The organism is Falsihalocynthiibacter arcticus, from assembly GCF_000812665.2.
Taxonomy (GTDB): Bacteria; Pseudomonadota; Alphaproteobacteria; order Rhodobacterales; family Rhodobacteraceae; genus Falsihalocynthiibacter; species Falsihalocynthiibacter arcticus.
On the sequence record NZ_CP014327.1, the window covers coordinates 1,089,694 to 1,101,289 of the forward strand.

Here is an 11,596-nt window from a genome sequence, read left to right on the forward strand (position 1 = left end):
CATGTGGCATTTAGGTCAGCCTATTGAGCAAGTGCAATTTCCGCAGCACGCCCAATTCTAAGCAACGCCTCTTCGCCCATGGGCTTTCCCATCAACATAAATCCAGCCGACGCCACACTTGTGGGCAACGTTAGAGCCGATAGTCCAAGCAAATTCCCAATTCTGGTATTTCGCAATGCCAGTAAATTCCGTGAAGAATAGTATGAATGGTCCGAGAGAAGACGTTTTTGGTTTGGCGGAAGGATCGGAGCCGTGGGTAGGACAATCGCGTCATACCCTGCCATTTCCAAATTCCACTTTGCGCGAATTTCATCAATCTTGCGCCAACCTACAACGAAGTCGGATGCGAGAAAAGTTGCACCGCTTCGGAAACGCTCTAGAATTTCAGGAAACATTTTCTCGGGGGTGGCTTCGATAACGTCTTTCCATGTCCCATACGCCTCGCTAGAAAACAGTATCGGGGAGAGCGCCATCGCCTCATGCAATTCGGGAAAAATGACATCCTCAACCTGTGCGCCATTCGAATTTAGGCGAGTTAGAGCCTGATTAAAACCAAGAGCCGGCTTATCTTCCACGTCCGCTTGCGCAATGGTTTGCAGCACACCTAGACGAACATTTCCAAGCCCCACGCCCCCAAGGTCAACAGGTTTTTGCCCCTCAATGAGTGCCAAAGCCTGCGCCGCATCCTCAACCGACCGACACAGCGGTCCCACGGTATCAAACCGCGCACAAAGAGGCACAACGCCTTTACAAGATATCCGCCCAGATGTGGTTTTCAGGCCGACCAGATCGTTCCAAGCCGCCGGAATCCGCACTGACCCTCCCGTATCAGAACCAAGCGCAATAGGGGCAAGCCCATAAGCCACCGATGTCGCAGCCCCCGACGAACTTCCACCGGGGACAGCCTCCGCATCATTCACACAGGGAGGGGTTTCCTTCACTGGGTTTAGCCCAAGTCCCGAGAACGCCAGCTCGGACATATGCGTTTTTCCAAGGCAAACAGATCCGCCAAACGTTGCGGCCTTCAGGACTTCGGCATCGCTTTCAGGCACACGGCCAGCAAGTAAATCGCTTCCCGCTTCGGTCGCCACCCCTGCACTGTCAAAAAGATCTTTCCAACTGACGGGTACACCGTCCAACAGACCCAAACGCGCCCCAACTCGTGCCCTTTTTGCCGATTCCGCAGCTTCGGCCAACGCGCGTTCGCGTGTCACCTGTGTATAGATCTTGGCGCTTAGAGGGTGCGTATTAATGGCATCAAGATAGCATTGCGCGAGTTCAACGGGGTCAATATCACCGCTCCCAATCGCTCGCCCCAAATCCGAGGCCGTCGCTTTTAGCCAATCCATTTTTCCACCCCTAATATCATATTTGCAATTTGCGACTCTAGCGACGACCGACCACATGGACAATCCCGCTAAAAGCGCCAATATACCTTTATGAAATTTGATTCCGATATCCTGATTGTAGGCGGCGGGCTAAACGGCGCGTCAATGGCTTTGGCCCTCGTTCAAGGTGGGATGAGTGTCATCCTCGTAGACGCCCTCCCAACCCAAGTTCGAAAAGCGAATGATTTTGACGGGCGCGGGTATGCGTTGGCGTTGTCCTCCCAAAAACTAATGAGCGCTTTGGGCGTTTGGTCGGGGATCGCGCATCATTCCCAACCAATCTTGGATGTAAAAGTCACCGATGGGCGCGCGGGCGAAGGTCCTTCTCCATTTGTGCTGCACTTTGATCATCGTGAACTCGAAGAAGGCCCCATGGGGTATATGATTGAGGATCGCTTCTTAAGGTTCGCACTTTTGGATGCGTTGGAAAAAGAACCTCGAATAGTGACTATTTCGGGTGAAACCGTTGTTTCCCAAGAACAGACGGCAACCGGTGCCACTGTGACATTAGCCTCAGAAAAAACTCTTGCTGCCCGCCTCCTCATTGGTTCGGATGGCAAAAAAAGCCAGACCGCAGAGCGAGCAGGAATTACCAGAGACATCAAAGATTACGGCCAGACCGCCTTGGTTGCCGCCGTTGCGCATGACCTGCCACACGAGGGCTGTGCACATCAGTTTTTCATGCCGTCGGGGCCACTGGCGATTTTACCCCTTCCGGGAAATGTTTCGTCCATTGTCTGGAGCGAAACGCACGAGAATGCCGCTAGGATCAAGGCGCTCTCGGACGCCGGTTTTCTGGAAGAGTTGCGCCCAAGGTTTGGGAGTTTTCTGGGAGATATTTCGCTGGCGGGTGGAAGATTTTCCTATCCCCTTACCCTTTCGGTCACCCCAGAAATGGTTGCCCAACGTTTGGCCCTCATTGGAGATGCGGCACATGCGGTGCATCCAATTGCGGGTCAGGGTCTCAACCTTGGCCTGAGAGATGTCGGCGCATTAGCGCAAGTAATTATAGAAGCCAAACGTCGCGGAGAAGACTTCGGTGCCTCTGATGTTTTGGCGCGGTATCAACAATGGCGACGCTTTGATACGGCAGCACTTGCGGGTGCGACAGACGGATTCAACGCTCTATTTTCAAACGATAATTCTGCGCTTCGGGCCGTAAGGGATTTGGGACTAGGTTTGGTCAATGCCATTCCGGGTGCGCGGCGACGCTTAATGCGCGAAGCGGCGGGCCTAACGGGAGACGTTCCTAAACTGCTTCAAGGACGCCCGATTTAATCGAGTTCGCGCGCCTCATCAATGAGCATAACAGGAATGCCATTGCGGATTGGAAAGGCCAAATTGGCTGGCTTTGAGATGAGCTCCGCATTTTTGGCGTCGTAGTCGAGCCGCGCTTGCGTCAGAGGGCACACCAAGCTTTCGAGCATTTTCGGGTCAAAAACCCCTTCATTTGTCATTGTATTTGTTCCTTCTGTGACCCTGCATGAATGGCCATTTCCATCAAAGCCTGAAGCGTTTCTCGTCGCGTTTTCAAATCCGCAGCTTCCAATAGTGCTTGCTTCTCTTCTGGCTCAAATGGACAGAGCATCGACAGGGAATTGATCAACAATTCGTCCTCGGCTCCCGACAAGTTTTCCCAATCGGTTTCCAATTCTTGCATATGAAAATACTTTTGAAGCAACGGAATAAAATCATCCCGCGGAAACTCTGGATCATGCTCTGGTCCAGCCACATCTCGTTCAAAACCCGTCCAGCTTGGCGTCGTGACTAAGTAGGGTTTAAAACTCTCGCGAAAGTCCAACGGCCGGTACCGTGACACACCCGAAAGTGTAATCATGTACCGCCCATCGGCAGTTTCTGAAAAACCGACGATCCGACCGGCGCAGCCAACATTCTGATACGTCGTTTCGCCTTTACCTTTCTCGGTCTGGATGAGGCCGATCATACGGTCATCCGTCTTTAGGCAATCATCAACCATTGCCAAAAAACGCGGTTCAAAGACTTGCAGAGGCAGCCTCCCGCGCGGAAGGAGCAGCGCCCCATCAATTGGAAAAAGCGGTAAGGTCTCTGGAAGTTTGACGGGCAATTTCATTGTTTTGAACTCGCTCCGGTTTTCGATTACACAAAAATCATTGAGGACAGTTTGCGCCGTCCATTCAGAGCGATCGGATCTTTCATGTCCAAGGCATCAAAAATGGTAAACATTTGAGATTTGGCAGCGCCGTCGTTCCAGTCTCTATCCCGCCTGAATAGCTCCAAAAGAGCTTCCACAGCCCCTTCGGTATCACCTGCAGCAAGTAGCGCAGTGGACAGATCGAAACGGGCTTGATGATCGTCTGGATTGGCCTCCACAGCAGCAGAAAGCTCAGTTTCCGGACCTGCGTTTGCGGCTTGCTTCGCTAAATCAACTTTCGCCCGTACCGCTTCAATTGCTTTACTCTCGGATATTTCCGCAGGAATGCCGTTCAGCACTGCCTCGGCCTCTTCCACTTCGCCAAGCGCCAAATGGCACTTAATGATGCCCGCAAAGGATGGCACATTCATGGGATCTTCTTCGGTGATCGCTACGAATGTTTGCAGGGCATCGTCAAATTCGCCAACTTCAAACATTGCTTCGGCAGCCTCGACCGCATCTGCGAGCCCACCATCGGGCGCACCGGGCCCCATGGCGGCGACTCGCTCTACAAATTGATCAATCTCGCTGGGAGGGAGTGCACCCTGAAATCCGTCAACCGGCTGTCCTTGCCAGAAAGCATAAACTGTAGGGATGGATTTGATCTGTAATTGAGCGGAAATTCCGGGGTTCTGGTCAACATCGACCTTTACCATTTTAACGGCGCCCTCAGCTTTGTTCACCGCAGCTTCGAGTGCAGGCCCAAGCGTTTTGCATGGACCACACCACGGTGCCCAGAAATCAACGATGATCGGAACCTCTTTGCTGGCTTCGATCACATCTTCCAAGAAGTTGGCCTCCGAAGACTCCTTGATTAGGGTCTCATCCGTAGGTTCGGCGGGCGCATCTGTTTTTCCAAATTCAAGCATCGATCACAATCCAATTAACGTCATTTATATCTATATGGGGGTTACGACCCTAAAGGTCAAAGGTTGCAAAGACGGGCGCGTGGTCGCTCGGCTTCTCCCACCCGCGCGCATCGCGTGCAATTCGGCTGCTGTGACCCGCGCTTTTAATATCGCCCGTCGCCCAAATGTGATCCAAACGCCGCCCTTTGTCTGCGTCCGACCAGTCCTTGGCCCGATAACTCCACCAGCTATAGACTTTACCGTCTGGAATATCGGCCCGTGTCACATCATGCCAATCGCCAGATTCTCGGGTCTCTTCGAACTTTTCAACTTCGATTGGCGTATGGCTCACGACCTTCAGAAGTTTTTTATGATCCCAAACATCGTCTTCCCGTGGGGCAATATTCAAGTCCCCAACCAAAATTGACCTTTTCGGCATATTGGCGCGGAAATCATCCCGCATATCAGCGAGGTAATCGAGCTTTTGGCCGAACTTCTCATTCACCAAACGATCGGCCACGTCGCCGCCCGCTGGCACATAGTGGTTATGAATCGTTACGCCATTTTCGAGTTTCGCAGCCACATGTCGCGCGTGCCCAAGATTGGCGAAATCGTGCATCCCGACCAACTCAAGCGGAAGGCGCGAAAGGATCGCAACCCCATTATACCCCTTTTGGCCGTTTGCCACCATATGCGTATAGCCAAGCGCGTGAAAAGCCTCGGTCGGAATTTTATCCACGGGGCTTTTACATTCCTGCAAACATAAAACGTCCGGCGCCTGTTCCTCTAGTAATTTCAGTACGATAGGTTCGCGAAGGCGCACAGAATTGATATTCCAGGTGCAGAGGGTAAAAGACATGTGGCGCTCCAAATTTTTTGTTTCCCAAGGATAGGGCCGAGCCGTCGGAATAACCACCCAAAAGGTTTTCGTACACCCGCTTTTGCGCAAGAATCCAGCTCCATCGCGCCGAACGTTTGTTTCCGAATGTTAACCAAATCTACAGTTAATGCCCCTTTGTTGCCTTTAAACCTTCAAACTTTCCACTCAAACCCTTGCTATGAATTGACCCTACTCAGGATGGTTGGGAACAAAAATGCCAATACTCTATACACTAGAAGACGATCAAATTTCGGTCACCGGAGGCAAGTCGCTTTCCGGTATCAGTCAGGGCGACGGCAGTCATTTGATTGGAGAAACGATCACCCTCAATTCCAATCTATGGCAAACTGTCGAAATCAACGATGCAAATGAAACATTCGACGACAACGACACCTCCCAAACTCTGAGCGAAGACATAACATATGGCGGCCAAGATTACGACGCGGGCGCGATCATTGAAGCGGAATTCCAGATCAATGTTCAAGATCCCGACGGCAACACATACACCATTATGGCCGTCAACATTCGGGAACCCGGGGGAGCAAACTCCTTCGGAACTGTCGAAGGATTGGCATTTATCGGGCCCGTCGGCGGTTTTCCTCCGGTTGGGGTGCCCCTTACTGTTGTTTCAGCGTCCGAAGGCCCGTCGACTGGGACTACAAATTACGACACCTACGCGTCTCCTCCATGCTTTACCCCCGAAACATTAATCGAAACCGCCAGCGGTCCCCGCGCGATTGAGACGCTTTCACCTGGTGACTTGGTGGAGACATTGGACCACGGGTTAAAGCCCTTGCGCTGGAAGGGCGAAGTCCAGTTTTCGCGTGATGAGTTGGCTCTCTACCCTGTGTTTGAGCCTGTTTTGATTCAAAAAGGGGCTCTTGGGAATGGCGTACCGAAGCGTGATCTGCTCGTCTCGCCACAGCATCGTGTATTGATTTCCGATTGGCGTGCCGAACTGTTTTATGGCGAGGACGAAGTCTTGGTTGCAGCCAAGCATTTGGTAAACGGTACGACAATTTCTCGGCATCTCCCAACAGACGGCGTTACCTATATTCACTTACTATTTGATCATCACGAAGTTATCTTCTCCGAAGGTTTATCTTCAGAAAGCTTTCTGCCTGGCGCGGAAGTATGTGAAGGAATGGCCGCCGAAGTTCAGAATGAACTCTATGCGTTGTTCCCAGAACTCGAGGAGGATTGGAGCGCATTCAGTGCCGCCAAACCGAGCCTAAAAGCCTATCAAGCCGCACCGTTATTAGCATAAAAAACCCGGGCACAAGGCCCGGGCAAGTCAACAGGGAGGTGCGACTTAACCCAGTCGCCGGGAACTTTTAGGAGGCGAGGCGATACCCGCCGCTTTCGGTAACAAGAAGACGCGCATTGCTTGGATCAAGCTCAATTTTCTGCCGCAGACGATAGATATGTGTCTCTAACGTGTGAGTTGTGACCCCTGCGTTATAGCCCCAAACCTCATGCAACAAAACATCCCGCGCTACGACACTGCCTGTGGCGCGGTACAAAAACTTAAGGATGTTTGTTTCCTTTTCGGTCAGGCGCACTTTCTTTTCGTCCTCGGTAATCAACATTTTGACCGCAGGCTTGAATGTATATGGACCCAGCTGAAAAACCGCATCTTCGCTCTGCTCGTGCTGGCGCAACTGCGCCCGAATACGGGCCAAAAGGACGGGAAACTTGAATGGCTTGGTGACGTAATCATTTGCACCTGCGTCGAGGCCAAGGATCGTATCCGCGTCGCTATCATGCCCGGTAAGCATCACAATAGGGCATTTAATCCCTTGCTTGCGCATCAAGCGACACAACTCACGGCCATCGGTATCAGGTAGGCCGACGTCCAATATCACCAACTCATAGATGGCTTCTTTGGCTTTCACCATCGCCGTCGCACCCGAATCTGCCTCGAAAACATCGAAGTCTTCGGTCATAACCAATTGCTCTGAAAGAGCTTCACGTAGGTCGTCATCATCGTCGACCAGTAGTATTTTCTTGAGCGCTACCATGGGGAAACCTCCGTTGCTTGTGATAAGAGTTGTTCCTCCGAGAGGCGCAAAACAAGAGGCTGTCAGGAATAATCACGGTGACGTGTGGAAAACCAGCCTTATGTTTCAATTCCCACCCAGAATGGTTACATATCAGATGAATGTTGTAACAGAGTTTTGCGAATGCCCCTGACCCCAACCCTCTCCGAGCGGCTCGCCCGTGCCCGTGCAGACCTTCGAATGGGCGCACCAATTGTCCTGTCCAAAGCTGGCGAGTCGGCACTTGTCATTGCGTCGGAAACATTGACCCCTGCCCGCCTTTCGGACCTTCGAGAACTAGGCGGACCACTTATTTTGGCCATCACAACCCGCAGAGCCGAGACCCTTAAGGCGCGCGCCTATGACACAAATGCGGCGCGAATCGTTGTTCCAAGCGATGCTGACACCAGATGGATATATGCGGTGGCCGATCCCGAAAATGACCTGAGAACCCCGATGAAAGGCCCCCTCAAAACCCTCCGCGAGGGCGCAAGTTGTATTGCAAAATCCGCGATCGGTTTAGCTAAGGCCGCGCGATTACTACCATCCGCTGTTTTATTACCCATTGAAAACGGCGTCGCGTTCGCCCACGAAAATGATCTCACCCATGTGCCGCTGGAGGACGCAGAGGCCGAGATTGACGCAATGTCGCCCCTTACATTGGTTGCTTCGGCACGCGTCCCCCTAGAAGTTTCCGAAGCGGGGCGCCTGCATGTTTTCCGCCCACTTGATGGCGGTGAAGAGCATTATGCCGTGGAAATTGGTCGCCCAGATCGTGGGAAACCCGTGCTCTCTCGCCTGCATTCTGCGTGTTTTACGGGTGACCTTATCGGCAGTTTAAAATGCGACTGTGGTCCGCAGCTGCGCGCAGCTCTTGCAGCGATGGGCGAGAATGGGGCGGGTGTTTTGCTCTATCTCAATCAGGAAGGGCGCGGGATTGGTCTTGCCAATAAAATGCGCGCCTATTCCCTTCAAGATCAGGGATTTGACACCGTTCAAGCCAATCACCGCCTTGGGTTTGAGGACGACGAACGAGACTTCCGCATTGGCGCGGAAATCCTAAAACGTATGGGGTTTCAAAGCGTTAACCTCCTCACGAACAACCCTGTTAAAGTTGAAATGATGCAGGCGAACGGCATTCAAGTTGTCGAACGCGTGCCGCTGAAGGTTGGCGAAAACGCACATAATCACGCCTATCTTGCGACGAAAGCCGCAAAATCCGGGCATCTGCTGTGAAGCCATCCGACCTTGTCGTGTCCCGTTGGGGGGCGCGATTTATGGGGCGACGCATTCCTTGTTCCATCGGCAAGGGTGGTTTTGTGGCCGATAAGCGTGAGGGGGATGGCGGGACGCCGAGACAGGAAATGCGTCTAGTTGGAGGAGGATTCCGACAGTCGCGCCTTCGGCAGCCACATGTTCCGTTTCCTATGCGTGCCATCGGACCAGCTGACGTGTGGTCAGACGACTCGTGCGATCCAGACTACAATAGCCAAAAAACTCAACGGTTTTATAAGTTTAGCCACGAGACATTGTTCCGCTCGGACCCTTTATACGATGTGGTTCTATACACGGATTACAACTACCCACAGGCTACCCTCGGATTGGGGTCGGCAATTTTTGTGCATCAATGGCGCAAACCGCGGCACCCGACCGAAGGGTGCATCGCTTTTTCTAGGCAAAATTTGCAATGGATATTGGCGCGATGGACGCCCTATAGCAGAATTATAGTAAAGGCCTAGTCGTAACTGCGCGCGCCGAAAATTGCAGAACCGACTCTGACGTAGGTTGCGCCTGCTTTTATGGCAACTTCGAAATCGCTGCTCATCCCCATCGAAAGCTCAGATAGCTGATTTCGTGCCGCTATTTCCGCCAGTAAGGCGAAGTGCAGGTTTGGATCTTCGTCAAAGGGAGGGATGCACATGAGGCCAACGACCGGCAAACCAAGCCCTACGCACATTGCGATAAAACCGTCCGCCTCGTCGACGGAGACACCCGCCTTTTGCTCTTCTGCGCCTGTATTGACTTGGACAAACAGTTTCGGGCAGCGACCAACCTCTTTGGTTAGTCGCGCGAATGTGGTGGCGAGTTTTGGGCGATCTAGGGTGTGGATAGCATCAAAAAGCTCCATCGCTTGACGGGCTTTGTTTGTTTGGAGGGGGCCGAGAAGATGCACTTCCACGGGACCGTATTCCGCGCGTAGGTCAGGCCATTTTCCGGCGGCCTCTTGCACTTTGTTTTCGCCAAAAATCCTGTGCCCCTGATCTAGGACGGCGCGTACGCGCTCAAGTGGTTGCACCTTGGAAACCGCAATAAGCTTGGTGGAACCTGTAGGACGTCCAGCATTAGATTCTGCGGACTGAATTTTGGAAAGGGTGTTTGACAGAGACATAATATGGCCTTTTGAGTTCACCCCAATGAGCCACAGTCTGGACAAAAAGAAAAGAGCGGACCGAAGCCCGCTCTTTCCAATTCACAATAATCCGGATGGATTAGAAGTTGAATTTAACACCAAGGTCGCCAACTGTGTAGTCGTCACCAGCAAGTGGAGTTACGCTTGCGATACCGCCAGCAAGTGTTGCGCCGCCGCCGAGGTCGTAAGCAGCACCAAGACCGAATGAAGTAGTATCAAGGTCAAAGTCTTCGAGTTCTTTGCGTGTAACGAAAGCAGTTACAGTTGTCGCACCAGTAGTCCAGTCACCAGAAACAGCATACTGTCTAACGTCGCCGAAGCCAGCCCATTCGCCTTGAAGGTAGATACCTTTAACGCCCCATGTACCGTTAGTCCACTGAGCACCAAGAACCCAATCGCTCGCGTCGCCTGTACCAGCAACGTCGTTAGTAGCTTCGTAGCCACCGGAGATTGTTAGGCCATTGTCGTTGGACCATTTAGCGCCAACCGAGTAGGACTGACCAACTTCACCAACTGCGAAACCGCCGCCTGGAAGGGAAACAGTACCGATTTGTGTGCCGATTTGGCCGATACCAACGTAGAATACTGTAGAACCAGCTGCGTACTCATAAAGAGCCGAAGGAGTTGGGTACAGTGTATCGTCGGAACCGTCACCGTTAAGATCAGTACCGGAGTTGAGGTACGTGATTTCGTTGATGTCGCTCAAGTTTGTGTAACCGATACCGGAAACTTGACCAACAGCAGCTTTAGCAGCACCGTCAACGTCGCCCATGGAGAGCTTGCCGAAAGAACCGGAGATGAATACGGAACCAGCGCGACCGTTAACACCGCCACCACCGTCGAAATTGAAGCCGGCATTGTCAGCGCGGATGAAACCACCGAAGGACAGACCGTTGTCTGTTTCACCGGATGCGGAGAAACCGATACGAAGGCGGCTGCTGATTTTGATGTTGGAATCGCCAGAAAGAAGCGTGTCTTGGCTGTTATACACAAGACCCATGCGACCGTCACCGGATACGGAGATGTCAGCGGCTGCAACGCCAGCGGTTGCAACGAGTGCAGTCGTAGCAATAAGAAGATTTTTCATTTCGTTTTTCCCTTGTAAGAGATTAAAGAGTGCACCTCAATTCAGGGAAATCCGAACTGAGTATGATGTTCAATCGCCTTTTGGCTCCGATTTTGCAAGTTCCCGATGCATCGCTTTAACAAACCCTTTAAGGCTGATGCAGGTTTGCCACAGTCAATTTTCAGCTCTTTGGGGACTCCAAACAAGGCGAACGATATTGTTCTCTTTATAGTATGGCCTAAAAAACTGAAAAACCTTGCTCCGCCTTAGGTGGTTGGTTACTAAATCCCCTGAAGCAATAAGGGGAAGCCAAAATGGTAGCGAGCAAATTTTTCAAATGGTTTTCATCGATTCTTTTGGTCGTGGGCATTTCCGCATGTGATTCTGAGCCAATTCCCCAACTTCAGCCGTTTCAGGAGAGCTATGAAGAGACGCCGACCACGGTTTGGGATATTTTTGACAACAATGCTAATCCGAACACTCAAATTGAGGTTAACAAGTACCTCTGGAACGCGGCGCTTGAGATTCTCGACTTCTTGCCCGTTCAGGACGTTGATCCCTTCTCGGGCATTTTCATCACGGGATACGGCACGCCTCCGGGTGGCAGCCAATCCTATCGCGCGGCGGTTTATATCCAAGACCCTGCTTTAGATGCGCGTTCTCTTAATGTCGCGCTTCAATCGAGCGGAGGTCGGGCAGTTTCTGCCGAAACCCAGCGTGCGATCGAAGACGCTATTCTTACGCGGGCGCGCCAACTTCGGTTGCGCGACGGCAATCTCTAATCTTGGAAGG

Annotated in this window: 13 protein-coding genes; 5 read left to right on the forward strand and 8 right to left on the reverse strand. The window is 52.2% G+C overall.

All coding sequences use genetic code 11. From position 1 onward, the window contains the following. Window positions 1-20 precede the first annotated feature (20 nt). Window positions 21-1,349, reverse strand: a complete 1,329-nt coding sequence (locus RC74_RS05395) for an amidase (protein WP_039003369.1) — start codon at window positions 1,347-1,349, stop codon at window positions 21-23. A 90-nt stretch (window positions 1,350-1,439) separates the two neighbouring features. Between RC74_RS05395 and RC74_RS05400 the strand changes: the two genes are divergently transcribed. Beyond that, entirely contained in the window at window positions 1,440-2,666 is a 1,227-nt protein-coding gene (locus RC74_RS05400) for a UbiH/UbiF/VisC/COQ6 family ubiquinone biosynthesis hydroxylase (RefSeq protein WP_039003368.1), read from the forward strand. Here RC74_RS05400 and RC74_RS05405 read toward each other — a convergent pair. From RC74_RS05405 to xth, 4 genes are read right to left on the reverse strand one after another with little or no spacing between them, the layout of a single operon-like run. Next, the gene (locus tag RC74_RS05405) at window positions 2,663-2,845 is read right to left on the reverse strand and encodes a Trm112 family protein (protein ID WP_039003367.1); all 183 of its coding nucleotides are present in this window, start codon (window positions 2,843-2,845) and stop codon (window positions 2,663-2,665) included. The two genes, RC74_RS05400 and RC74_RS05405, sit on opposite strands and share 4 nt — an antisense overlap. Beyond that, window positions 2,842-3,480: an LON peptidase substrate-binding domain-containing protein gene (locus RC74_RS05410; RefSeq protein WP_039003366.1), complete on the reverse strand. Its 639-nt coding sequence runs from the start codon at window positions 3,478-3,480 to the stop codon at window positions 2,842-2,844. Before RC74_RS05410 ends, RC74_RS05405 begins: the two co-directional genes overlap by 4 nt. 26 nt (window positions 3,481-3,506) lie before the next feature. Further along, on the reverse strand, window positions 3,507-4,430 hold the full coding sequence (gene trxA / locus RC74_RS05415) for a thioredoxin (RefSeq protein WP_039003365.1): 924 nt from the start codon (window positions 4,428-4,430) through the stop codon (window positions 3,507-3,509). A gap of 49 nt (window positions 4,431-4,479) precedes the next feature. After that, window positions 4,480-5,268, reverse strand: a complete 789-nt coding sequence (xth, locus tag RC74_RS05420) for an exodeoxyribonuclease III (protein WP_039003395.1) — start codon at window positions 5,266-5,268, stop codon at window positions 4,480-4,482. A 235-nt stretch (window positions 5,269-5,503) separates the two neighbouring features. On the opposite strand from xth, the gene RC74_RS05425 reads away from it, so the two are divergent. Beyond that, entirely contained in the window at window positions 5,504-6,556 is a 1,053-nt protein-coding gene (locus RC74_RS05425) for a Hint domain-containing protein (RefSeq protein ID WP_052274960.1), read from the forward strand. A gap of 67 nt (window positions 6,557-6,623) precedes the next feature. On the opposite strand, the gene RC74_RS05430 is transcribed toward RC74_RS05425, so the two are convergent. Beyond that, on the reverse strand, window positions 6,624-7,310 hold the full coding sequence (locus RC74_RS05430) for a response regulator transcription factor (protein ID WP_039003364.1): 687 nt from the start codon (window positions 7,308-7,310) through the stop codon (window positions 6,624-6,626). A 162-nt stretch (window positions 7,311-7,472) separates the two neighbouring features. Here RC74_RS05430 and ribA point away from each other — a divergent pair, with 162 nt between their 5' ends. Together ribA and RC74_RS05440 are read left to right on the forward strand one after the other, a co-directional pair. Continuing rightward, window positions 7,473-8,564: a GTP cyclohydrolase II gene (gene ribA / locus RC74_RS05435; RefSeq protein ID WP_039003363.1), complete on the forward strand. Its 1,092-nt coding sequence runs from the start codon at window positions 7,473-7,475 to the stop codon at window positions 8,562-8,564. Window positions 8,565-8,605: 41 nt separating this feature from the next. Beyond that, window positions 8,606-9,067 carry a L,D-transpeptidase family protein gene (locus tag RC74_RS05440; protein ID WP_052274959.1) on the forward strand — a complete coding sequence of 154 codons (462 nt, stop codon included), beginning with the start codon at window positions 8,606-8,608 and terminating at the stop codon, window positions 9,065-9,067. Here the strand turns inward: RC74_RS05440 and RC74_RS05445 are convergent. Continuing rightward, window positions 9,064-9,717, reverse strand: coding sequence for a YggS family pyridoxal phosphate-dependent enzyme (locus tag RC74_RS05445; protein ID WP_039003361.1), 654 nt, complete (start codon window positions 9,715-9,717; stop codon window positions 9,064-9,066). The two genes, RC74_RS05440 and RC74_RS05445, sit on opposite strands and share 4 nt — an antisense overlap. A gap of 100 nt (window positions 9,718-9,817) precedes the next feature. Next, entirely contained in the window at window positions 9,818-10,825 is a 1,008-nt protein-coding gene (locus RC74_RS05450) for a porin (RefSeq protein WP_039003360.1), read from the reverse strand. Window positions 10,826-11,118: 293 nt separating this feature from the next. On the opposite strand from RC74_RS05450, the gene RC74_RS05455 reads away from it, so the two are divergent. Continuing rightward, the gene (locus tag RC74_RS05455) at window positions 11,119-11,586 is read left to right on the forward strand and encodes a DUF3576 domain-containing protein (RefSeq protein WP_039003359.1); all 468 of its coding nucleotides are present in this window, start codon (window positions 11,119-11,121) and stop codon (window positions 11,584-11,586) included. Window positions 11,587-11,596: the final 10 nt, after the last annotated feature.